Below are 22,754 nucleotides of genomic sequence, written 5' to 3'. Positions count from 1 at the left end.
GGCTAGATTTTGGTTTCGGCGAGCGCGCCCGACTTCATCAGCGCATCGATCCGCGCATCGTCATAGCCGGCGGCCTTCAGGATCTCGCGCGTATGCTCGCCCGCGAGCGGCGCCCCGCGCTCGACCGTCGAGGGCGTCTTGGAGAACTTGATCGGGAAGCCCGGCGTCTTCACATGGCCCTCGGTCGGATGGTCATATTCGACGAAGGTGCCGTTGAGCTTGATCTGCGGATCCTTGACCAGATCCTCATAGCCATAAACCGGACCCGCCCAGATATCGTTGGCCGCGAAGAGCTCGAGCCATTCGGCGCTGGTGCGGGTCTTCAGCCGCTCGCGGGTCTTGGCGAAGATCTCGTCGCGGCGGGACCAGGAATCGGTCTCGTCCTCCATCGTCAGGAAGGAATCCTCGCCGATCAGCCCGCCGAGCTTCTTGAGGCTCGGAAAGGCGACGATGATCGACCCGTCCTTGGTGGCGAAGGCGCCATAGGGGGCCCGGATATAGACATGGGCGTGGGGCTCGGCCGAGCGCGACTGCGGCTTGCCGGCTACCGTGAAGATCGACAACTCCTGCATCTGCAGGGTCGTGATGGCGTCGAGCATGTTGACCGTGACCAACTGCCCCTCGCCGGTACGCTCGCGATGCAGCAGCGCTGCCAGCGCACCTTCGAAGGCTGTGTAGGCCGTCACGGCATCGACCAGATACTGGCCTGCTGGTGTCGGCGCCTCGCCTTCCCGGCCGGCCGAGAGCATCGCGCCCGACATGCCCTGCAGCACCAGATCCTGGCCCGGCTTGTTGATATAGGGACCGGTCTCGCCATAGCCCGACATCGAGACATAGATGAGCTTCGGGTTGATCTTGGAGAGGCTCTCGTAATCGACGCCCAGCCGCTTGGCGACGCCCGGGCGATAATTCTGCAGGAACACGTCGGCCGTGCGCACCAGATCCATCAGCACGGCCTTGCCGTCTTCGGACTTCAGATCGACCGCGATCGAGCGCTTGTTGCGGTTGAGCGAGAGGAAGGAGACATTGACGCGATTGCCCTTGGCGCCGCCCGCCGCGACATGGCGTTGCCATTCGCCCGTCACCGGTTCGACCTTCACGACATCGGCGCCCAGATCGCCCAGCCTCTGGGCCGCGAACGGCCCCGCCATGGCGATCGAGCAGTCGAGAACGCGATAGCCGGTCAGAATACCCATGATCGAAGAAACCTCGTGGAGCTTGATTAGTGCATCACCCAGCCGCCATCGACATTGAGCGTCTGGCCGGTGACGAAGCTGGATTGGTCGGAGATGAAGAACAGGATCGCGTTGGCGATGTCGGTCGCCGAACCGCGGCGCTTGAGCGACTGATGGTCCAGCACGAAGCGGGTATAGCCCTCGGGGTCGGGATGGATCTTCTCGGCGTCGGTCGGAAAGGCGCCGGGCGCGATCGCATTGACGGTGATGCCATGCGGCCCGAACTCACGCGCCCAGGCGCGGGTCAGCCCCACCAGCGCCGCCTTCGAGGCGACATAGGGCGAGAGCAACGCCCAGCCGCCATAGAAGGTCACGCTCGAGATATTGACGATCCGGCCCCAGCCCTTGCGCTTCATGTAGGGCAATGCCGCCTGCACGCAGACGATCCCGGCATCGACATTGACGCGCTGCACCGCCTGATGCTCCTCGACCGTGAACTCCTCGAACGGCTTCGAGGGATAGATCGCGGCGTTGTTGATGACGACGTCGAAGCCGCCCTCGCGCTTGGCGATCTCGTCCAGCCGGCGCGCGAGGCCCTTGAGGTCGCCGAGATCGATCGCTTCCAGGGCGATCGAGCCCGGGCTAACATGCTTGGCCGAATTGGCAAGCCGTTCGGCCTTGACCGGATCGCTGTCGATCGCAATGACGCGGGCACCCGCCGCCGCCATGGCGAGCGAGGTGTCGTGGCCGAGGCCGCCCGCGGCTCCTGTATAGAGAACGGTCTTGCCCTTGAGCGTCATGCCCGGGCTCCCGTCGTCTGGCGCGCTGGTTTGCCCCGACCGGGGATCGGGTCCCAGCGATTGCTCGGCGCCGGATAGTCGCTGTCGGGCTGCGTGGCGATGGCCGTGATGCGCTTCTCGGTGGCTGCGATGGCCTGTGCCCCGTCGAGGACGGCGAAGCGGGTCCTGTAGCGCTTCTCCTCGCCATGCTCGAGCCAGATCAGCTCGCCCCGCTCCTGTGCGAAGGGCTTGCCATAGACATGGTTGGTCGAGGGCTCGATGCCGACCGCATATTGCCCTTCCTGGAAATTCTGCCATTGGAACTGGCAGGGAAACTCGTTCTTGTTGGTCTCGACCAGGAAGCCCAACCCCAGCGCGTCGTTGACGATGGCGACCGGAATCTGACCGGCGGCGTCGGCCGCCATCGCATGCTGCCAGACCTGCTCGTGGAAATTGGCGCGCGGTCCCGGCAAGCGGCGATAGCCGACTTCCTGCTTCTTATAGTCGTCGGCATGGGCGGCCCAGACCGTATGGGCGACCGGCGCCAGATAGCGCGAGCCCTCCGACAGCACCGGATGGCCGATATTGATGTGGTAGCAGAACATATGCGGCGTGCGGTAGAAGCCGTGATTGACCACCCGATCCTGGATCGTGAACTCGCTGGCGCCCAGCTTCGCCTCGATGCGGCGGATCAGATGGAGATCCTCGCCGAACACCGCCGATTGCTGGATCACGCCCTCGCAGAACAGGGTGCATTCGTCGCCGTCCCATTGCTCGCCATAGGAGATCAGCTTGCCGGGAATGGTCGAGATGCGGCCATGGATCGAGCTGCTGACCGACTTGCGATGGACGTAATGGTAATGGTCCGATTTGTCCTCATGCATGAAGAGGATGTGGTCGAGCCCGCAGGTCACGACCAGACCCGAGAAGGAACGCAGCCAGGCCAGCCCGCCCTCCCCTTCATACTCATGGAGGCCCGGATGGCGAAAACCGCTGGGCGAGTTCCAGCCGATGGCCTGGCCCTTATATTCGCAATCGGCCACGTCGAAGGCGCGGTCGAGCAGCACGGTGAAGCGCAGCCCCGAGCCGGTGCGGAACTCGAGCATGCGAATGCCGCGCTCGACGCCGTCGCCCAATGTCATCAGCCGCACGCCGGCGAACTGCGACAGCATACCGGCATGGGCCGCCACCTCGCGGCGGGTATAGGAGCGGCCGAAAAGCTGCACCATGATCAAACCTCGAAAGCCTGTTCCAGTCTTTGGCCGCGCGAAACGGCTGCGAGGCCGGCATCGCGGCGATGCCGGCCTCCGCCGCTTTCTCTCGATCAGACGCCGTTGGCGCGCAGGCGACCGTCGATGAACTTCTTCGCCCGCGGCACATCCGTCTCGTCGAGATGCTCGATGATGATCGGGATGTTCGGATGCTTCTCGCTGAGGCGCTTGAGATAATAGTCGTAATTCAGCGAGCCTAGCCCCGGGGCCGGCAGCTCGATCTCGCCGACGCCGCGGAAGGTGTGCGATTCCGAGGCGTCGATGTCGGCATGCTTCTCGGACTTGTCGCCGCCCGAGCGCTTCACGTCCTTGGCATGGGAGATGCGGATCTTGTCGGCAAGCGTGTCGAACATCTGCTTCAAGACCCCGTCCATCTTATCGATGTTGTGAGACTCGAAGTAGTTGGTCGGATCCATCAGCAAGCCAAGGCCCGGGTGATCGACCTCGGCGAACAGGCGGACCGTCTCCTCGACCGAGCCCACCACATTGTTCACATAGGTCTCGAGCAGGAACATCGCACCATGGTCATAGGCGATCTGCGACAGCTCCTTGACCACGGCTTTGCATTCCTGGAAGCCTTCCTCGGTCTTGTTCTTCGGATGCGCGACCCAGTCGGATTCCGTGTTGAAGGTACCGGTCTCGGAGATGACATAGGGCGAGCCGAAATGGCGCGCATTGCGGATGATCGCCTTGAGATAGTCGAGGCGCTTCTTCCGCTCGGCCGGATTGGGATGCACGATGTTGGTGTAACCCGAAATGCAGCAGACCGGCAGATCATGATCGCGGAAAGTCTCGCGAACGGTCTTGGCCTTTTCCTTGGTGATCGATTCGGGCGTCGAGAAGTCGATGTCCTTGAACGCCAGATCGAGCTGCACCGTGTTGAAGCCGTGCGCCCTGATCTTTTGGGCCTGCTCTTTCAACGTGTAGGGGAAGTATCCTGAGAAAATACCGACCTGGATCATGGGTTATCCTCCTCCGATGATGGTGCGGTTCAGATGGGAAATTCGTCGAGGCGCACGGCGCGGCGCTCGGCCATCGAGCGATAGCCGGCTTCGATCAGGGCCATGGTCTTCACATTGTCCTGGCCTTCGAGCAGCGGCCGGGTGTTGGTCTTGAGTGCATATTGCAGCTGCTCCATCACGCCCTTGAAGGCATTGGGGAACCACATGGTCGACCAGGTCGGCTGCACCCACTTGCCTCCAGTCGCCTTCTTCGAGCAGTAGCGCAGGGTCGAGGGCGACCCCTTCGGATAATCGGGCCAGCCGATGGTGCCCTGGGCGACGCCTTCGGTGCCTTCGACCCGCCATTTGATGTAGATGTCGGACTCGTAGCCCTCTTCGCGCGGACCGCTCCACACATCTTCCATCGACACCGCCATGAGGCCCGAGGGGAAGGTCATGGTGGAGACGGTGATGCCGTCGCGATGGGGAAAGGTCGTGCGCGGATCGGACCGGACGGCCGTGTAGATGTCGTTGGGATCGCCGAACAGGAAGCGCAGCACGTCGAGATGATGGATCGACATGTTGAGCAGGGTCAGGCGGTCATATTCGTGGAGGAAGGGCTGCCAATGCGGGATCGCCCGCATCTCGATCGTGGCGAGCACCGGCGTGCCGAGCGAGCCCTTGTCGAGGATCTGCTTCAGGACGCGCATCGACTGGTCGAAGCGCATGTTCTGGTTGACCGAGAGCACCTTGCCCGCGGCCTTGCATTCGGCGGCGATGCGCTTGGCTTCCTCGAAGGTCATGGCGAGCGGCTTCTGCGCCAGGATCGCCTTGATATGCTTCTGCTTCAGCGCGTGCCGGATCAGGTCCGGCTGCTGGTGGGGCGGATAGGCGATGTCGAGGATCTCGACCCGCGGATCCTCGATCAGCTTCTCGGGCGTGTCGTGGACGGTGCCGATATTCCAGCGCTTGGCGACGTCGGTCGCCTTCGCCTTGGTGCGCGACGCGATCGCCACCACCGGGAAACCCGCCTCGTGATAGGAGGCCAGGTGAACGTCCGCCATGATGAAGCCGGCGCCGATGCAGCCGATCTTGAAATCGCGGCAGCGGACCTCAGGGTCCGGAGAAAAACCGAGTGCGTCCGTCATGGCGGGTTTCCTCTCTCCTTATGCGGCGGCGATGGCGGAGGATCCATGGGCGAAGGCGCGACCGTCCTCGCTCGAGAACAGATGGATCCGCGCCGGATCGAGCGCCAGGCCGATGCGCTCGCCGAGCTTCAAGCCCGTCTGGCCCTGGACCAGGGCCCGCAGGATCAGCCCGCCATATTTCACGTCGACGATCGTGTAACCGCCCAAGGGTTGCAGCTCATAGACTTCGGCAGGGGCGGCATCGGCACGGTCGGGCGAGACGATCCGGACATCCTCCGGTCGCACGCCCAGCTCGAGCGCTCCCGCTCCCGCCTGCGACCGGTTGGCCAGCGGCACCTTGAGCTCGCCGCCATCGGCGCGGAACAGCGACTGGGCCTGGTCCATGCGGCCGGGAATGAGATTGATCGGCGGCGATCCCACCAGCCGGGCGACATAGCGGCTGGCGGGCGTCATATAGATGTCGCGCGGGCTGCCGAGCTGGCGGATCTCGCCATGTTCGAGCACGGCCATGCGATCGGCAACCGACATCGCCTCTTCCTGGTCATGCGTCACATAAACCAAGGTGCGACCCAGCTCGGTCTGGATGCGCTTCAGTTCGACGCGGGTCTCCTCGCGCAGCCGCGCATCGAGTGCTGAAATCGGATCGTCCATCAGATAGGCGTTAGGCTCGACCACCAACGCGCGGGCAATCGCCACACGCTGGCGCTCGCCACCCGAGAGATGGGCCGGCAGCTTATGCAGGATATGGCCGATATGGAGCTTCTCGGCGACCGCGGCGAGACGTGTCTCGGCCACGGAAGGCGCCACTTTGCGCTCGACCAGCGGGAAGCGGATATTGTCGCGTGCCGTCATATGCGGGAAGAGCGCGAGATTCTGGAACACCATCGCGACATTGCGCACGGCCGGCGGCAGCAGCGTCACATTCTTGCCGCCGATCCGGACTTCGCCCTGGTCCGGCGTCTCCAATCCCAGGATCAGCCGCAGGATCGTGGTCTTGCCCGAGGAGGGCGGCCCGAAGAAGCAGAAGAACTCGTTGTCGGCGACGCGGAAGGACAGATCCTTGACCGCGACGGTCTTGCCGAAGCTTTTCGAGACATTGACGAATTCGATCTCGGCCATGAGGTCACGCCTCCAGGATCGCGCGGCCGCTGCCGGCCTCGAAGAGCCGGACCCGGCCCGCACGCGGCGTGAGGCGCAGGCGCTCGCCGGTCTTCACCGCGGCCAGGTTCTCGGTGACGATCTTCGCGGCACGGTCGCCCGCCGCCAGATGCAGGATGGCGCGCGGCCCGATACGTTCGACGAAGATGACCTGCATGACCATCCCAGCCCCGCCTTCCGCGGCGAATTCCAGATCCTCGGGGCGGATGCCAAAATGGACGTCCTTCGCACCGGCCTTGCGAACACCGGCCGCCAGGGGTGCTGCCAGCGTTTCAGAGCGTCCCGCGGGTCCACAGTCGATCGAGAGCCGTCCGTTTTCTTCGATGACCGTGCCGGCGATGAGATTCATGCCGGGCGCGCCGAGGAAACGGGCGACGAAGGTATTGCAAGGATTGTTGTAGACATCGAGCGGGCTGCCGACCTGCTGCAGGAGTCCGTGATCCATCACGGCGATGCGGTCGGCCATGGTCATGGCTTCGAGCTGGTCATGGGTCACATAGACCATGGTCTGGCCGAACTCACGCTGCAGATGCTTGAGCTCGGTGCGCATCACCGCGCGGAAGGCCGCATCGACGTTCGACAACGGCTCGTCCAGCAGGAAGATCGAGGGATTGACCGCGGCCGAGCGGCCGATCGCCAGGCGCTGCAGGATATTGACCGAGAGCTTGGCCGCGGGCCGGTCGAGATAGGGCTCGAGCTGCAGGAGCTCGGCGACCTTGGCGACGGCCTTGTCGATCTCGGCCTTGGGCAGATGGCGCATCTTCAGGCCATAGGCCAGGTTCTGGCGCACGGTCATATGGGTGAAGATGGCGTAGTTCTGGAACACGAAACCGACGCCGCGCTTGCCCATCGGGGTCTGCGAGACATCGACGCCGTCGAACAGCACGCGGCCCGAGCTCGGGCTCTCCATGCCGGCGATGATGTTCATGGTGGTTGATTTGCCGCAACCCGACGGGCCCAGCAGCGCCATGAATTCCTTGTCGCGGATCTCCAGGTCCATCTGCTTGATGGCCGAGAAGCCGCCGAAATGCTTGACCAGGTTCTCGAGATGGATGGCGGCCATGTCAGCTCCTCCGCCCCATCCGGCGCAGCGCCATGTTGGCCACGACCGACAGCGTGATCAGGATGAAGAGGGCGATGGCCGCGACATAGGCCCAGGTCAGGTCCTGGGTCGTGATCTTGTAGATATAGACCGAGATCGTCTCGGTCGCGACGCCGGGTCCGCCGCCGGTCATTACATAGAGCGTGTCGAAGATCTTGAATATCTCGACCACCCGGATCGCCAGCGCGATCACGATCACGATCTTGATGCGCGGCAGCATGATGGTGATGAAGCGCTGCCACCAGGAGGCACCCAGGAGGGTCGCCGCACGGAGCTGGTCCTCCGGCACGCCGATCAGGCCCGCCAGCAGGATCAGGAACATGAGCGGCGTCCATTGCCAGATATCGGCGATCATCACCGCGACCAGCGCCAGCTTCGGATCGGAGAGCCAGGCGACCGCAAAGTCCATGCCAGTGACGCCCGAGATGATCCCGTTGATGGGCCCGCCCGACTGGAACAGCATGAAGAACATGTAGCCGGCGACCGAGGGCACCACCATCATCGGCGTCAGCAGGATCGAGTAGAACAGCCGCTTGCCGATGAAGTTGTCGACGAACAGCACCGCCAGTCCCAGCGCCAGGAAGAACTGCGCCGGGACGCAGACCGCCATCACCAGGAAGGTGCGCCGCAGCGCTGCCCAGAGCCGGTCGTCCTGGATCAGGTCGACGAAATTGGCGAAATTGTTCCAGCTTTCATAGGCCGAGACCCAGTTCACCCCGTCGAGCGGCGACCAGTCCGTCAGGCTGATATAGATCTGCATCAGCAGCGGGAAGACGGCGATGAAGAGGATCAGGATCTGCGTCGGCAACGTCATGCGGAAGCCGAGGCGCTTGCCCTCCTCATCCAGGGTCAGTTGCCGCGGCAGGTTCGCAGGGGTTGAAGTCGTGGCGGTCACGGGACGTCGGTCTCCGGCTCTATTGCTTGAGCGCGCCGAAGGTCAGGCCGCGGACCAGATATTTCTGAATCGCGATGCCCAGCACCACCGGCGGCACGGCCGCGATCAACCCCAGCGCCGCCTTGGCGCCATAGAGCTGACCGGTCATGGAGGAAGACAAGCTGGCCATATAGACCGGCACCGTCACCCACTCCTTGGTGGTGAGCAGCAGGCCGATCAGATAGTCGGACCAGTTGAGGATGAAGACGAAGAGTGCCGAGCTCGCCAGCGGTGCGCGCATCACCGGCAGGGTGATGCGCATGAAGACGCGGAAGCGCGAACAGCCTTCGACCAGCGCCGCCTCCTCGATCTCGCGCGGCATCTCGTCGAAGAAGGTCTTCATCAGCCAGAAGGCGAAGGGCAGCGTGACGATGCCATAGACCAGCGCCAGCCCCCACCAGGTATCGACCAGGCCGAGGAAGCTCCACATGATCATGATCGGAATCATCACCGCCATCGGCGGGAACAGCCGCAGCTGGATCAGGGCCAGCGGCAGGTTGCCGCCGACATTGAAGCGTGAGAGGCCATAGGCCGCGGCCGTACCGCAGGTCATGGCGATGAGCGTGCCGAAGATCGCGGCCAGCAGGGAGGCGACGATCGGCCGGACCGCGCTTTTGTCGAGCGCCACGATCAGCTCCGACGTTTCCTCGCCGAAGACGAAGCGGAAATTGTCGAGGGTGGGCTCGCGCGGCCACCAGGTCAGGTTGGCGCCGCTCGCGGTCCATTCGGGGATCGGCTTGAAGGCCATGGTGGCCATCCAGACGATCGGCACGAGCGTGATCGCGACTGCGGCGAGGATCAGCGCGTAGCGAACGAGCTCGAAGACAATGGAACGCTTCATGGGTGGGAAGCCGGCCGGTTTCGCGAAGTTCCAGAAAAAGAAGGGCCGGGCAGCGACCAGCGCTGCCCGGCCCGCGGATCAAATCAGTCCAGGATGGTCGGCCAGGCGGCCTTGTTGGTCTTGATCGCCTCGACGATCTTGTCCTCGCCGATGCGCCGCGTGATCTTCTTCCACTCCTTCTCGGTGTCGTTCATCGCCTGCTCCGGCGTCTTCGCCTTGGTGAGAGCAGCCACGAGATTCTCGTCGAGAGCATTGTGGTAGGCGGTGGCACCGGGATAGTTGATGGTCGGCACCGCGCGGGCGATCGTCTCCTGGATCGTCTTCACGTGGTAGGCGTGATAGGTCTCCTGCACCAGCGGGTCGGAGAAGTTCGCGAGCTGGAACGGATCGAAATAGCCGGCCGGATTGGCGGTCATCCAGCTGTAGATCCGGCTCGAGCCCAGCCATTGCAGCAGCAGGTAGCAGACTTCGGCATGCTTGCCCTGGGCCGAGATCGAGGCCGTCAGGTTGAGCCACAGCACCGAGCGGCTGACGATTTTGCCGTCGATCTCGCGTCCCGGCGGCTTCGAGGAGGCGAGCTTGCCCGTGACCTTCGATCCGTCATTGCCGGGGTTGTCGAGGAACTTCGGCATGTTGGAGAAGGCGCAGGTCATCGCGGCGCCGCCGGCGGCCATGTTGCCATACTGCTCCGGCCAGCCCCAGGAGATGGCGTCGGGCGAATGGTATTTCAGGCTGTCGACATATTCCGTCGTCGCCAGGATGCCATGCTCGGAATTGATCAGCGGCGTACCGTCATCCTTGAAGAGATACTGGTTGGGCGAAGCCGTCGAGCAGAAGCGCTGATACCAGTTGGTGTAGCCCCAGCCCTGGTTGCGCAGATCGGTGCAGCCGAACAGGCCCTTGTCCGGGCGATGGAAGAAGGTGGCCACGTCGTCCATCTGCTTCCAGGTGGTCGGGAAGACGAGGTCGTAGCCATATTTCGCCTTGAACGCCGACTGCTCGTCGGCGCTCTCGAACAGATCCTTGCGATAGACCCAGCACTGGAAGTCGCCGTCGAGCGACACGCCGTAGGTATGGCCGCGATACTCGTTGAGCAGCGCCACGCCCTGCTTGCCGCCGACATAGCCGCGGCCCGGCTCATCCCACTGCGGCTTATACTTCGCGACAAACTCATCCATCTGGACGAGGCCCTTGGTCTCGGCCAGATCGCCCAGCCGGTTCCATTCCGTCGCATAGACGTCGAAGGACCCGCCCTTGGTCGAGATGTCCTGCATCGTCTTGGTGAATTCCTGGCCGGTCGGCACGCCGACGACCTCCAGCGCGATGCCCGTTTCCTTCTCGAACAGATCCTTCACCGCCGGCGCGCCTTCCGGGAACGCCTTGGTCAGCTGGCCGACCGAACCGTCCGACAGCATCATGACCAGCTTCTTCGGGGCCTTGCCCGCGCCGACCATCTGCTTGAGTGCGTCGATCGCGCGGCCTTCAGGTGAGTCCGGGCCATATTGATAGCGCTCGGCACCCGGAAATCCGGTCGGTCCGCCGGTCATCCCGCTCGCCAGACCGGTATCGGCATGCGCCGAGCGGATCGACAGAAAGCGAGGCGCAATACCGACCGCCGCCGTAATGGCAGCCGTCGAACCCGCCGCCTTCAGAACGCGGCGGCGGCTCATCGATGAACGCAATCCGGGTGTCTTGGCACTCAAGGCCATGGATCAGTCCTCCCAGTGTTGGGGTCTCGGTCGCCCCGTTTTGATGGAAAGATTGATGCTATTTGATGCATTCTCTGTCAACAAAAAAGATGCAACGCGCCTAGTCTTTCATCAATTTCATGGGGCCACGCGCGGGAAACCTTGGCAGGCGGGCGTTCTTTTGCTATCGGAATCGAGACGCACTGCCTGATTTTTGGGCGCCGGAAATTGATCTTAATTGATTGAGAAAGCGGAGATTATTTCGGGTCACCCCAAGGGTTCAGCGGGAGACCGAGTATTTCTCCTGCTTCATGAAGCTCTTGCCTTCCGTCCTTCGAGGCTGTTGACAGAAACCATCATTTTACATCATAGATAGAGTCGTGCTTTCGCCCGGATGGTCAGAAAATGATGGATTACCTCAAGAATCGACCCCGTCTGCCGGGCGACATCGCGGCCTCGGCCAGCCGGCGCTGAACGAACCGAAGGATCGAAAGAGCTTCATGCGAACCACGATTGCCGATATCGCACGCGAAGCCGGCGTCTCCACGGCGACGGTGGATCGCGTGCTGAACAAGCGCGAAGGCGTCAAAGTCCGCACCCGCGACCGCGTGCTCACGGCCGCCGAGCGGCTGGGCTATCTGGAAGGCACGGTCGCGCCCGACCAGCAGAGCGAGATCGAGCTCGATTTCGTCCTGCCTGGCGGCTCCAACACCTTCATGACGATGCTGGCCGGCCATCTCGAAGAGATGGCGGCGCTGCGCCAGAAGGAGGCGCATATCCGTGTCCACTTGATCGAAGGCTTCAATCCCGATGCGCTGGCGGCGCGTCTGCACGCGATCCGCGGCCAGACGCAGGGCGTCGGCGTGATCGCGCTCGATCATCCGACCGTGCGCGAAGCGATCCGCAATCTTTCGGTCGAGGGCGTGCCGGTCCTGACGCTGGTCTCCGACATCTCGAACGTGCCGCGCGTCGGCTATGTCGGCGTCGACAATCGCGCCGCGGGCCGCCTCGCCGGCCATCTGCTCGGGCGCTTCATGGGCGCGGGCCGCGGCAAGGTCGCGCTCTTCGCCGGATCGCTCAGCTATCGCGGCCATGAAGAGCGCGAGATGGGCTTCCGCCATATGCTGGCCGAGGCCTTCCCCGCCCTCACCATCGTCGAGCTCCGCGAAATCCGCGACGATTCCCAGCGTGCCTATCAGGAGGCGCGGACCCTGCTGCGGACCTATGCCGATCTCGGCGGCATCTACAATATCGGCGCCGGCAATCGCGGCATCGCCCAGGCACTCGAGGAATCGGGCCGCGCGCGTCAGGTCGTGTTCATCGGCCATGAGCTGACCGAATATACCCGCCGCTTCCTCCTCTCCGGCATCATGGATGCGGTGATCGACCAGAATCCGCGCGTCGAGGCGCGCGAGGCCGTCGACCGCCTGATCCGCGCCGCCCGCAACGATCACAGCCAGCGCGCCGTGCCGGTGCGGATCCAGGCCATCTTCCGCGAGAATATTCCGGAGATTTGAAAGCCAAGCTCGGCCGCGGATCGCACCCGACCGCTCAGCGAAAGAAATCGGCGCGGTAGCTCCCGTCCTTGGTGACACGCTTGGGGTCCGGCCGGTCATAGACGACCAGCCAGCCGCGCCGCCCATCGGGATGCAACAACCGCGTGATGCCTTCGGGTCGCTCGGGTCCTTCGAACGTCAAGCCGGGCTCGCGCCGCAGCGCATCCTTGTCGACCAATCCCTCGCGGCGTGCACCGAAGGCATTTCGCCAGCGCAGCACCGACCAGGGTCCATCCAGACCCATGGTCGGCCCCGCGACGATCACGAGATCCTCGCCGACGACGGTCAGGTCGCGCACGCCCAGCCCGCCGAGATCGAGGAAGAATTTCCGATAGCGCCGGCTGCCGGCGCCGATCCCGGCCAGCCTCACCGTCGATCCCTGGATTTCGACCGAGAGCTGCAGGATCACCGCATAGCCGCGGATGACAGGCCCGCGGAGCCCGAGAAAAATTTTGTAGTCTTTCGCCCCGAGCCCTTCGATATCCAGTCCGTTCTCCTTGTCGGGCAGGCCGAGAAACGGGGCCAGGTGCGGATCTTCACGCAGCGCCCGCGTCAGGCTGTTTCCGGTCCGATCGAACGCGACACAGGGCGCGGTTCCATCGGCGGCCGAGACGATCTTGCCACCCTGCGCCGAGAGATGGAGTTGCCCGATCAGATAGCGGCGTGGCCGCCGTTTGACCGTCGTCAGGCTCTCCAGGAATTTTCGCGGACGACACTCGCTGTCGGAGGGGCTGGGCGGCGCCTGCCGCACCCGGCTGTGGGAGCCCGCGATCCAGAGGCGATCGCGATCGATCGAGAGCGCCTCGACATCGATCTCGGGGCCGCCCTTCGGCAGCGAGAAGTAAGCCGAGAGGTCGTAGGAGACGGCCCTGGCATAGCCTCGCCCGTCCCAGGAGAGCCGCTCGACTGTGCAACCTTCGTCGGAGGCCAGCCAGAGATGCTCGCCGGCCTGGGCCACCGTCGAGATGTTGTTGAGAAGATGCTGTTGCCGGCCGGCCTTGACCGAACCGAGCGGACCATAATCGAGGCGAACGCTGGAGGGCTTCATGGCGCCTGCCGAAAACTGCTCATCTGACGAACCATGACACGAAATCGTCGGCTCCGGACAAGTGGCGCCGGGGCCGGCCTGGCCAATGTTGGATCCACCGAAAACACTCGGAATTTGAATGCGTTGCGCGAGGCGCCCGTGGCCGATAGCCTGATTTCGACGAACGACCTTCGGGAACCTCGTCGCCCCCTCGCCCCGGTCTCGAGCCGCGCATGAGCGCCTTCACCGATCCCTTTTCCATCGGCGGCAAGACGCCCGAGATCGCGGAACATGCCGCCGTCCTGGTGATCGGCGCCGGCGAGGCCGGCATGGCCGCCGCGATCGAGGCGGCGAGATCCGGCGCGCAAACCGTCCTGATCGACGAGCATCCGCTCGACTCCGCCCTCTTCGGCCTCGATGTCCCGTTCCATTTCGGCCAGCGCGCCGACGGCTCGGTGCAGAACCAGGGCCGCGCGCTCGACCAGATCGCTCAATCGCACCCGCGCCTTGATGAGGCCTTTGAAGCCGGTGTCGATGTGCGGCTCGGCGTGACCGCCTGGGCTGGGTTCGTCAATGGCCCGACCGCGCATGGCCTGCCGAAACCGGTGGTCGCGCTCGCCGACGTCAACCGGTCCTGGCTGACGAGCTTCGACAAGCTCATCGTTGCGGCCGGCCGCCGCGATCTGGGTTTCGCCTTCCCCGGTTGGGAGCTGCCCGGCGTCATGGGGGCGGCGGCCCTGCACGCCCTCACCCATCATTACCGCGCCTTTGCCGGCCGAAGAATTCTCGTGCTGGGTGGCGGTCGGCTCGGGTTCGAAACGGCATTGGATGCCAAGCACAGCGGGATTGACGTCGTCGCCATCGTCGAGGCCGCTCCTGTTTTCTCGGCGCCGAACGACGTGATCGAAGCGGTGAAGGCGGCCGGCATCGCGCTCCATGCTTCCTCGATGATCGCGCGCGCCGAGGGCAGTGCCGCGGGTGTCGAGCGTGTGGAGATCGTCGCTCTCGATGCCACCCTCGCGCCCATCGCCGGCAGCGGGCGCATGATCGATTGCGACACGATCTGCCTCGCGCTGGGTGCCGTGCCCAATATCGAGCTGCTCGATCAGCTCGGCTGCAAACTGACCTATCGCGAGAATCAGGGCGGCCATGTTCCGCTGCTCAGCGCGGACGGGCAAACATCGCTCGAAGGAATTTTCGCGATCGGCGATTGCGCCGGCATCGCCTCGGAGGAGGATGGTTCGCGACGGCTGCAAAGCTGGACCCGGGCGGCTCTCGCCGCCGGCGGGCTCGATGTGACTGTCTGCCAATGCGAGGAGGTCACGCGGCGCGACCTGCTCGATGTCAGGCCCCCGCGCTATCTCGACCGCGAGGGCGCCGGTCTTCGCGCGCGGAGCCTGCAGACGCTGCTGGCGGACGGCCCCGTCAATCAGGACCAGATCAAGCGCCTGACCCGCGCCGGCATGGGAGCCTGCCAGGGCCGGCGCTGCCGCGAGCAGGTGACGGCGCTGCTGGCGCTCGCCGGGGGCATCGAGCCCGGAGCGGTGCCGCTGCCGAGCTATCGCCCGCCGCTGCGTCCGCTGCCGCTCTCGGTGCTGCGGGACGGCCACGAGCATCCCGGGATGCGCTCGGGCTGGGATGTGTGGTTCGGCATCGAGGGGCAGTTCGATCCCTATTGGACGATCAAGTGAGGCCCGCCATGAAGGGCGCACAGGTGGTGATCGTCGGCGGCGGCGTGACGGGCTTGAGCGCTGGCTGGTGGCTCGCACGCCAGGGCGCTGAAGTGCTGGTGCTCGAGAAAGGCATCGTCGGCTGGGAGGCCTCGGGCCGCAATGGCGGCGGCGCCAGCCATTCCTTCAGCCCACTCTTCCTCGAGGAGCAGCGGCTTTGGCCGCAGATGGACGAGCTCCTGGGCTATCCCACCGAGTTCCAGCCCTATCGCGTGCGCATCGGCCTGACCGAAGAGAACATGGAGATGTTCAAGCGCCAGATGGCAATCGCCGCGCGCCAGGGCTTCAAGGCCGAGCTGCTCACGCCGGACCAAGTGCGTGAGCTGGTGCCGCTCGCCGGCGACAATGTCATCGGCGGTGCCTTCTATCACTATGGCGGCCATGCCAATCCGCAGCGCACGGTCCAGGCCTATGCCTGGGCCTTGCAGGATCTGGGTGGCCGCATCCTGCAGCATTGTGCCGTGACCGGATTTCTCACCAGCAGCGGACGCGTCACCGGCGTCACGACCGACCGCGGCGAGTTCGGCTGCGACAACCTCGTCATCGCGACCGGACCACAACTCGGGCCGATTGCCGCGCAGCTCGGGGCCGAGGTTCCTGTGGCACCGGCCCGCGCCGAGATGATCGTGACCGAGCCCTTGCCGCTGATGAAGTATGGCGGTACTGACGGCAACGCGCTCTATGGCCGTCAGACCTTGCGCGGCAATCTCGTCTTCGGCGGCGGCCCGCATGAATGGCTCGAGGATGCGCCGCAGGGCGCCCGCGCCGCCACGACGCCCTTGACGCGCAATCTGGCCGGGCGCCTGCTGGAGCTCTTTCCGAAGGCGGCGCATGTGCGCATGATCCGCAGCTGGGCAGGCATCGTCGAGAACACGCCCGACGGGCGGCCGATCCTGGATCGCCTGAAGACCTATCCCAACACGGTGGTCGCGACCATGTCGAGCATCGGCTTCGGACTCTCGCCCGCGAGCGGCCGCGCCATCGCCGAGCTGGTGCTGCGCGGCCAGTGCGATTTCGCCGACCTCACCTCCTGCCGCCTCGATCGTTTCGCCAATCTCGATCCGGACTGGCGCCGGGACCGGGGCTGGATCCAGGCCGACGCGTTCGCCAGCGCGTCGGCGCAGGCCTGAAAGGACAACCCCTCGTGACCGAATCCGGACGCGATCGGCGCATGCGCGAGCGGCGCACGGGCCATCCGCACCAGCTTTCCTGGCGGCGGATCGTCAATCGTATGCGCCCCGTCGAGATCCTCGATGAAGACCAGGTCGAGCGGATCCATGTGGCGAGCCTGCGGCTGCTCTGGGATCTCGGGATGGAGTTCCAGAACCGCGAGGCGCTCGAGATCCTGGCGCGCAACGGCGCCAAGGTCGATTTCGACAGCGGCATGGTCCGCTACCCGCGCGAGGTGGTGGAGCATTTCATCGGCCTTGCCCCGTCGAAGGCCGAGATCCATAGCTGGAATCCCGAGCGACGCGTCGGCGTGGGCGACGGCGAGATCATCTTCTGCGGCGTCGGCGGTCCGCCCAACTGTTCGGATCTGGAACGGGGGCGGCGTCCCGGCACCTATCAGGACCAGTGCGACCTGATCCGCCTCGAGCAGTCCCTGAATGTGCTCCATTGCTGCGGCGGCACGCCAGTCGAGGCGATGGATCTGCCGGCGGATTCACGCCATCTCGACACGGTCTTTGCTTTCCTGACTCTGACCGACCGGCCCTTCTTCGGCCGCGCCATCGGGCGCACGCGCCTGGTCGATGCCATCGCGATGGTGGCGATCGCGCGCGGCGTCGAGCCCGACGCGCTGGCGGCCGAACCCGGCATCATGTCGGTCGTGAACATCAACTCGCCACGCCGGGTGGACAAGGAAATGGCGGCGGGGCTGATGCAACTCGCCCGCTCGCGCCAGCCCGCGATCGTGACACCCTTCACCCTCCAGGGCGCCATGAGCCCGGTCACCTTCGCCGGCGCGCTGGTGCAGCAGAACGCTGAGGCCCTGGGCGGCATCGCCTTCCACCAGATGGTGCAGGCGGGCGCACCCGCGCTCTATGGCGGCTTCACCTCGAATGTCGACATGAAATCGGGCGCCCCCGCCTTCGGCACGCCCGAATATGCGCGCGCGGTCCTCGCCGGCGGCCAGATGGCGCGGCGCTACAACCTGCCCTACCGCACCTCGAACGTGAACGCCTCCAACACCGTCGATGCGCAAGCGGCCTATGAGAGCCAGATGTCGATCTGGTCGGCGATCATGGGCGGCGCCAATCTCATCCATCACGCCGCCGGCTGGATGGAAGGCGGGCTCTGCGCCTCCTTCGAGAAGATGGTGCTCGACGCCGAGATGCTGCAGATGATGGGCGAGTTCCTGCGGCCTGTGGTCGTGGACGAGGACCAGATCGCCTTCTCGGCCCAGGTCGAGGTGGGCGTCGGCGGCCATTTCTTCGGCGCCGCCCATACGATGGAGCGGTTCGAGACGGCCTTCTATCAGCCGCTCCTCTCCGACTGGCGCAGCTACGAGAACTGGCGCGAGGCCGGCAGCCTCGACGCCACGCAACGAGCGCTCAAGATCTGGAAATCGCTGCTGGCGAGCTACCAGCCACCCCCGCTCGCCCCCGACCGCCGCGAGGCGCTCCAGGCCTATATGGCCCGGCGGAAGGAAGAGATCGGCAAGAAGGGGTTGGAGTAAACGCGATCCCCAGGAAGACATTCCGACCTCCTCCCTTTGTGGGAGGCACAAGGGAAGGAAACCGAATCCTCTAAGGCTTCGCCCCAATCCTCGGTATCATCCGTCCCGGCGATAACGCCGTCCCTATGGGACGGCAAGAGCGGGGGAAGCGACGATGGCAGATGTCAGGCATGATCTGACTCGGATCACGCTGGCCATTCTTTTCATTGCCGCCCTGATCGGCGTTTCGCTCTGGATCCTCGGGCCCTTCCTGCCGGCGGTGATCTGGGCAACGACGCTGGTCATCGCCACCTGGCCGATCATGCATCAGGTCCAGGCCCGGCTCTGGAACAGCCGTGCCCTGGCCGTGATCATCATGACCCTCGCCCTGTTGCTCGTCTTCGTCGTGCCCTTCTGGCTCGCGATCGGCACGATCGTCAAAAACTCCGACCGCATCGTCGAGTGGGCGGAGTCCATCGCGACCATGACCATGCCGCCGCCGCCGGCCTGGCTTGCCGATCTTCCCTTCATCGGCGCGAAGGCGGTGGACGCCTGGCAGAAGATCGCCGACATCGGCCTTCAGGACGTGCTGCAAAGAGTCAGGCCCTATGCCGCCATGGTCACGCAGTGGTTCATCGGCGCGGTCGGCAGCTTCGGCATGGTGCTGATCCAGTTTCTGCTCACGGTCGCGATATCGGCGATCATGTATGCGCAAGGCGAACGCGCCGCGGCCGCGGTCCTGCGCTTCGGGCATCGCCTGGCCGGAGAACGCGGCGCCCAGTCGGTCAGGCTCGCCGCGCAGGCCATCCGGGGCGTCGCCCTCGGCGTGGTGGTGACGGCACTGGTTCAGGCGGCCGTCGGCGGCATCGGCCTGGCGATCGCCGGCGTTCCCTTTGCCGCCGTGCTGACCGCGCTCATGTTCATGATGTGCATCGCGCAGATCGGCCCCACCCTTGTCCTGGCGCCCGCCGTGATCTGGATGTATGTCGAGGGCGACTACACCTGGGCCACGGTGCTGCTGGTGTTCAGTGTCCTCGCCATCAGCCTCGACAATGTGCTGCGCCCGATCCTCATCAAGATGGGCGCGGACCTGCCGCTGCTGCTGGTCCTCACCGGCGTGATCGGCGGCCTGATCGCCTTCGGCCTGATCGGGATCTTCATCGGGCCGACAGTGCTCGCCGTCGGCTACACGCTGCTGCAGGCCTGGATGGACGAGGACGTCACGGCCGCGGCGCCTCCGGTATCGCCGGGCCCGCCGAAACCCTCGTGAACAGGGATGGATCGGCGAAAGGCAGCGCCCTCACGTCGATGGTGATCCGCTGCCCGTCGCGAACCATCTGCTTCAGCGCGCGACGGTTCGCCGGCAAGACGCTCAGTGCTTTTCCATCAGCCAGGCGCTCGATCGCGCTTCGCGACAGCCCCAACTCGCTCGCGAGGAGCTTGTCGAGCCGGACTCCACAATCGTAGGGCGCGGCGATCGCGATCTCGGCATGCGTTGCGACGCCATCGCGCGGCGACAGCAACTGCTTCTCGACCGATAACTCCGCAAAGCTCTCGATCTGGCTGCTATGCCGGCCGAGCCGCGTCAGGTCGAAGGCGTGGCGCCACGCGAGCGCCGCGTCGTTCTCCGTCAGCGCATGCAAGATCGCGGGCTCGATGCCGTTGACCGGGCATCGCTCCAGCACCGGGAAGTTCCAGCTCTGCTCGCAATGGGCGCAGCGATAAACCAGCCAGGCATCGAGGCACTTCTTCTGGGCGTTGACGCGGAACTTGTCGCTGCTGACGAAGGGCGTCCGGGCATCGCAGCGCGGACAATGGAGCCAAGGGCGGGGAGTCTTCAGCGGCGTCACCCGCCACTGGACCTGCAAGAGGGATTGCATACCGATAACAGCCTTCCGATCGGGAAGTGCTGCAGGGCGGGATGCTGGAGATAGATCCGCGTGATGGCGGACCGACGGTCAGGCGGTGGAGGAGATGAAACGGCCGGTGGGAGGTTTCGCCGAAGAGGCCGATCGCGAGAGGCGTTCGGCGGGTGGCGAAGGAGCCGGGGATCCTGCCTTCCCGATCTCAAGCCCACCCACCTGCCGCACGACAGCGCCCGGACGGATCCCAAAGGCCTTGCGGCCGGATTCACCCGGGCAACGGGGAGTCACTGAGATCGGTCAGCGCGACGGCAAAGTCGTCCTCATCGGCAATGGAGCAGTGGGCGCGGAAGATAGGGAAACGGTCCTGGGGCGTCAATCAGGAAAAGGATTGGCGACCGAAATGTCGATCGCGATACCTATCCCTCGTCATGCCGGCCTTCGAGCTTGCGAAAGAATCAAGCGGCTCGACAAAGGGAGTGAAAAACTCCGAGCCCCCTCCCCTTGCGGGAGGGGGTAGGGGGAGGGGTGCCGCGCGGATACCGACCAAGCATGGTCGGTGTTTTGCTTGCGCCAAGCATTCCCCTCCCCGCTCGCTACGCTCGCCGCCCCTCCCGCCCGCGGGCCTTGCCCGCTCTTCGCTTTGATGATGCCGGCGAAGCCGGCCAGGAGGGGCCGTGGATTCTTTCACACGCTCGAAGGCCGGAATCCATGACCACGGACCGAGCCCCACTATGCGTGTTGGGTGTTCATGGATCTCGGCCTTCGCCGGGATGACAATGGAGTGGCTTCTCCGCCTCGCCTACTCTTCACAACCCTCTTTCACACGCCACGAGAGAGAAGAGACCCCCTACACAAACACCGTCGGCTGCCCGTCCTGCTTATACACCCGGCCGCCTTTCATCACGAAATCGACCGATCGCAGCGCCGAGATGTCCTCGAGCGGGTTGGCGCGCAATGCGATGATGTCGGCGAGCTTACCGGTCTCGAGCGAGCCGAGCTGTCCCTCCTGCCCCATCATGGTGGCCGCGCCCAGGGTCGCGGCGCGCATCGCCTCGGCGGGGCTGAAGCCCGCCGCCTGCACCATCACCTCGACCTCCTGCATGTTGTCGCCGGCATGGTTGCCGGGCGTGCCGGAATCGGTGCCCATAGCGACGTTCACGCCGATCTCGCGCGCCAGCTTCATGTTGGCGACGCGCGTCGCGTTGACCTCCTGGTAACGCGCGCGGATATGCGGCTGGACCTTCGCCGCGAACTTCTCGTCACGGAACATGGCGGGCGTGGTGCAGAGGGTTGGCACCAGCCAGGTGCCCTTGGCCTTCATCAGCTCGAAGGTCTCGCGTGTGCCGAAGCTGCCATGCTCGATCGAGCGGCAGCCGGCTTGCACGCAATTGCGGATGCCGCTGTCGGCATGGGCATGGGCCGCCACATAGGTGAAGTTGTCCGTGGCGATGGCGACCGCGGCCTCGATCTCCTCGAGGCGGAACTGGATGGCGTCCGAGCGCTCATATTTCGTCGAGGTCACGGCGCCGGTCGCCAGCAGCTTGATGAAGTTGGCACCCTTGGCGAGCTGCAGCCGGGCGCCATGCTGGACGGCGACCGGCCCGTCGCATTCCTCATACATGCCGCGATAATAGGGCGTGCTCGACGAGGTGATGGTGAGAATGCGGCCGGAGCAGAACAGCCTCGGCCCTTCGATCCAGCCGGCATCGATCGCCTCGCGCACGGCGATCTCGTGATAATCCCAGCCGCCCACGTCGCGCGCTGTGGTGATCCCCGCCATCAATGTGCGCCGCGCGGCGCGGGCGGCATAGATCGCGACCTCGCCCGGCAGGGAATTGTTCCAGAGGCCGCTGACATCGGCCGTCTCGGTCTTGACGCAGAGATGGACATGGCAATCGATGAATCCCGGCAGCAGCCAGGCGCCCTCGAGATCGATCGCGCCCGCGTCCTTCGGCGCACGGCCGCCGACCGAGGCGATGCGCTCGCCCTGGATCTCGATATCGCCATCCTGGAAACGGCCGGCCGTCACGTCATAGAGGCGGCCATTCTTGAGCCAGGTCGAAACGGTCTTGCCCATATCCCCCTCGTTCGTACCCGCGGAGCCGACTGCATCCACCCCCACGCGACGACCGCATGAGGGCGGATGCGAAAAGCCTAGACGAGATCGCGCTTGATGGTCTCGTCCCAGTTCTTCGAGAAGATGCGCCGGTCGCCTTCGAACGCATCCAGGGTCGCGGTGACCTTGAAGTTCTCGCGGTCGCTGGTGAGGGTGATCCAGCTCTCGGCCGACACCTGCCACTTCCCTCTTCCATAGCTGCGCTTCCAATGGGTGACGGTCTTGGCCGAGGTCGGATCGTCGGGAAGGATCGTGGATTTATGGTCGCGCACGATGCGGATCGTCAGGTCGATATCGTCGACGCGGAACAGCCCGGTATCGTCGACACGCTGATAGAGCGTGCGGCCCGTCGCCACGTCGGTGCTGATGGTGCGATGGGGCGCGCCCTCCTCCAGGATCGTCTTGCGCAGCTTGGTCGAGCCTTCCGAGGGCGGGAACGGTGCCAGGGCGGCATCTTCGGCGCGCTTCGGACGCACGGGCAGGCCGATGCGGCTGGCGCCCGTCCGGATGCTCAGGGTGACGGGCTCCGGTGACGGCCAGACCGTGATCCAGTAGGACGACGAAATGGCGAGGCGCAGCTTGTTGCCGGCGGCGAAACGGTGCCCCAGCTCGTTGAGCTGGATGCCGACCGAATAGAACCTGCCGGGCTCGAGCGGCGTCGGCTTCTCGTGACTCTCGCGATGGGTCAGGTTGAGCACGCCATAGCTGATGCGGGCGACGGCCCCGTCCGGCATGATCTCGGAGAGCGTGCAGGCGACGAGCGCGTT

The 22,754-nt window shown here is 64.9% G+C and carries 19 protein-coding genes; 5 read left to right on the top strand and 14 right to left on the bottom strand.

Translation table 11 applies throughout. From position 1 onward, the window contains the following. Positions 1–2 precede the first annotated feature (2 nt). The 10 genes from ACREE8_RS20975 to ACREE8_RS20930 all read right to left on the bottom strand — a co-directional run bounded on the left by ACREE8_RS20975 (position 3) and on the right by ACREE8_RS20930 (position 11,058). Entirely contained in the window at positions 3–1,196 is a 1,194-nt protein-coding gene (locus ACREE8_RS20975) for a CaiB/BaiF CoA transferase family protein (protein WP_431574964.1), read from the bottom strand. Between the two features lie 26 nt (positions 1,197–1,222). Continuing rightward, complete coding sequence (locus tag ACREE8_RS20970) at positions 1,223–1,975, bottom strand: SDR family NAD(P)-dependent oxidoreductase (RefSeq protein ID WP_431574963.1); 753 nt, start codon at positions 1,973–1,975, stop codon at positions 1,223–1,225. After that, positions 1,972–3,183, bottom strand: coding sequence for an aldose 1-epimerase family protein (locus tag ACREE8_RS20965; RefSeq protein WP_431574962.1), 1,212 nt, complete (start codon positions 3,181–3,183; stop codon positions 1,972–1,974). Before ACREE8_RS20965 ends, ACREE8_RS20970 begins: the two co-directional genes overlap by 4 nt. 95 nt (positions 3,184–3,278) lie before the next feature. Continuing rightward, positions 3,279–4,187, bottom strand: a complete 909-nt coding sequence (locus tag ACREE8_RS20960; RefSeq protein ID WP_431574961.1) for a sugar phosphate isomerase/epimerase family protein — start codon at positions 4,185–4,187, stop codon at positions 3,279–3,281. Between the two features lie 29 nt (positions 4,188–4,216). Next, entirely contained in the window at positions 4,217–5,314 is a 1,098-nt protein-coding gene (locus tag ACREE8_RS20955; RefSeq protein ID WP_431574960.1) for a Gfo/Idh/MocA family protein, read from the bottom strand. An 18-nt stretch (positions 5,315–5,332) separates the two neighbouring features. Further along, on the bottom strand, positions 5,333–6,433 hold the full coding sequence (locus ACREE8_RS20950; protein ID WP_431574959.1) for an ABC transporter ATP-binding protein: 1,101 nt from the start codon (positions 6,431–6,433) through the stop codon (positions 5,333–5,335). Positions 6,434–6,437: 4 nt separating this feature from the next. After that, positions 6,438–7,535, bottom strand: coding sequence for an ABC transporter ATP-binding protein (locus tag ACREE8_RS20945; RefSeq protein ID WP_431574958.1), 1,098 nt, complete (start codon positions 7,533–7,535; stop codon positions 6,438–6,440). A gap of 1 nt (position 7,536) precedes the next feature. Further along, on the bottom strand, positions 7,537–8,469 hold the full coding sequence (locus ACREE8_RS20940) for a carbohydrate ABC transporter permease (RefSeq protein ID WP_431574957.1): 933 nt from the start codon (positions 8,467–8,469) through the stop codon (positions 7,537–7,539). A 19-nt stretch (positions 8,470–8,488) separates the two neighbouring features. Then, the gene (locus ACREE8_RS20935) at positions 8,489–9,349 is read right to left on the bottom strand and encodes a carbohydrate ABC transporter permease (protein ID WP_431574956.1); all 861 of its coding nucleotides are present in this window, start codon (positions 9,347–9,349) and stop codon (positions 8,489–8,491) included. 83 nt (positions 9,350–9,432) lie between these two features. Continuing rightward, the gene (locus ACREE8_RS20930) at positions 9,433–11,058 is read right to left on the bottom strand and encodes an extracellular solute-binding protein (protein ID WP_431574955.1); all 1,626 of its coding nucleotides are present in this window, start codon (positions 11,056–11,058) and stop codon (positions 9,433–9,435) included. A 479-nt stretch (positions 11,059–11,537) separates the two neighbouring features. Between ACREE8_RS20930 and ACREE8_RS20925 the strand changes: the two genes are divergently transcribed. Then, on the top strand, positions 11,538–12,554 hold the full coding sequence (locus tag ACREE8_RS20925; protein WP_431574954.1) for a LacI family DNA-binding transcriptional regulator: 1,017 nt from the start codon (positions 11,538–11,540) through the stop codon (positions 12,552–12,554). A 34-nt stretch (positions 12,555–12,588) separates the two neighbouring features. Here ACREE8_RS20925 and ACREE8_RS20920 read toward each other — a convergent pair whose 3' ends face one another. Further along, a complete protein-coding gene (locus tag ACREE8_RS20920; protein WP_431574953.1) occupies positions 12,589–13,641 on the bottom strand; it encodes a DUF3616 domain-containing protein in 1,053 nt (350 codons plus the stop codon). Between the two features lie 212 nt (positions 13,642–13,853). Here ACREE8_RS20920 and ACREE8_RS20915 point away from each other — a divergent pair, with 212 nt between their 5' ends. From ACREE8_RS20915 to ydiK, 4 genes are all read left to right on the top strand, one after another. Beyond that, a complete protein-coding gene (locus tag ACREE8_RS20915) occupies positions 13,854–15,311 on the top strand; it encodes an NAD(P)/FAD-dependent oxidoreductase (protein ID WP_431574952.1) in 1,458 nt (485 codons plus the stop codon). 8 nt (positions 15,312–15,319) lie between these two features. After that, entirely contained in the window at positions 15,320–16,480 is a 1,161-nt protein-coding gene (locus ACREE8_RS20910) for an NAD(P)/FAD-dependent oxidoreductase (protein ID WP_431574951.1), read from the top strand. A gap of 14 nt (positions 16,481–16,494) precedes the next feature. Beyond that, a complete protein-coding gene (locus tag ACREE8_RS20905; protein ID WP_431574950.1) occupies positions 16,495–18,027 on the top strand; it encodes a trimethylamine methyltransferase family protein in 1,533 nt (510 codons plus the stop codon). Positions 18,028–18,181: 154 nt separating this feature from the next. Then, on the top strand, positions 18,182–19,276 hold the full coding sequence (gene ydiK, locus ACREE8_RS20900) for an AI-2E family transporter YdiK (protein ID WP_431574949.1): 1,095 nt from the start codon (positions 18,182–18,184) through the stop codon (positions 19,274–19,276). Here the strand turns inward: ydiK and ACREE8_RS20895 are convergent. From ACREE8_RS20895 to ACREE8_RS20885, 3 genes are all read right to left on the bottom strand, one after another. Continuing rightward, on the bottom strand, positions 19,227–19,886 hold the full coding sequence (locus ACREE8_RS20895) for a DUF1062 domain-containing protein (RefSeq protein WP_431574948.1): 660 nt from the start codon (positions 19,884–19,886) through the stop codon (positions 19,227–19,229). The two genes, ydiK and ACREE8_RS20895, sit on opposite strands and share 50 nt — an antisense overlap. Positions 19,887–20,718: 832 nt before the next feature. Next, positions 20,719–21,948: an amidohydrolase family protein gene (locus tag ACREE8_RS20890; RefSeq protein WP_431574947.1), complete on the bottom strand. Its 1,230-nt coding sequence runs from the start codon at positions 21,946–21,948 to the stop codon at positions 20,719–20,721. A 77-nt stretch (positions 21,949–22,025) separates the two neighbouring features. Continuing rightward, the coding region (locus ACREE8_RS20885; RefSeq protein WP_431574946.1) for a CocE/NonD family hydrolase C-terminal non-catalytic domain-containing protein at positions 22,026–22,754 on the bottom strand (729 nt) is incomplete at its 5' end.

This window comes from Hypericibacter sp., assembly GCF_050729195.1.
In the GTDB taxonomy this organism is placed as follows: Bacteria; Pseudomonadota; Alphaproteobacteria; order Dongiales; family Dongiaceae; genus Hypericibacter.
Note: the sequence above shows the minus strand (reverse complement) of the source record. Positions and strands in the feature narration are given on the sequence as shown.

Coding starts and splice junctions, on each gene's coding strand:
- ACREE8_RS20975 (WP_431574964.1), bottom strand. CDS start 1,196: ATGGGTATTCTGACCGGCTATCGCGTTCTCGACTGCTCGATCGCCATG.
- ACREE8_RS20970 (WP_431574963.1), bottom strand. CDS start 1,975: ATGACGCTCAAGGGCAAGACCGTTCTCTATACAGGAGCCGCGGGCGGC.
- ACREE8_RS20965 (WP_431574962.1), bottom strand. CDS start 3,183: ATGGTGCAGCTTTTCGGCCGCTCCTATACCCGCCGCGAGGTGGCGGCC.
- ACREE8_RS20960 (WP_431574961.1), bottom strand. CDS start 4,187: ATGATCCAGGTCGGTATTTTCTCAGGATACTTCCCCTACACGTTGAAA.
- ACREE8_RS20955 (WP_431574960.1), bottom strand. CDS start 5,314: ATGACGGACGCACTCGGTTTTTCTCCGGACCCTGAGGTCCGCTGCCGC.
- ACREE8_RS20950 (WP_431574959.1), bottom strand. CDS start 6,433: ATGGCCGAGATCGAATTCGTCAATGTCTCGAAAAGCTTCGGCAAGACC.
- ACREE8_RS20945 (WP_431574958.1), bottom strand. CDS start 7,535: ATGGCCGCCATCCATCTCGAGAACCTGGTCAAGCATTTCGGCGGCTTC.
- ACREE8_RS20935 (WP_431574956.1), bottom strand. CDS start 9,349: ATGAAGCGTTCCATTGTCTTCGAGCTCGTTCGCTACGCGCTGATCCTC.
- ACREE8_RS20930 (WP_431574955.1), bottom strand. CDS start 11,058: ATGGCCTTGAGTGCCAAGACACCCGGATTGCGTTCATCGATGAGCCGC.
- ACREE8_RS20925 (WP_431574954.1), top strand. CDS start 11,538: ATGCGAACCACGATTGCCGATATCGCACGCGAAGCCGGCGTCTCCACG.
- ACREE8_RS20920 (WP_431574953.1), bottom strand. CDS start 13,641: ATGAAGCCCTCCAGCGTTCGCCTCGATTATGGTCCGCTCGGTTCGGTC.
- ACREE8_RS20915 (WP_431574952.1), top strand. CDS start 13,854: ATGAGCGCCTTCACCGATCCCTTTTCCATCGGCGGCAAGACGCCCGAG.
- ACREE8_RS20910 (WP_431574951.1), top strand. CDS start 15,320: ATGAAGGGCGCACAGGTGGTGATCGTCGGCGGCGGCGTGACGGGCTTG.
- ydiK (WP_431574949.1), top strand. CDS start 18,182: ATGGCAGATGTCAGGCATGATCTGACTCGGATCACGCTGGCCATTCTT.
- ACREE8_RS20895 (WP_431574948.1), bottom strand. CDS start 19,886: ATGCAATCCCTCTTGCAGGTCCAGTGGCGGGTGACGCCGCTGAAGACT.
- ACREE8_RS20890 (WP_431574947.1), bottom strand. CDS start 21,948: ATGGGCAAGACCGTTTCGACCTGGCTCAAGAATGGCCGCCTCTATGAC.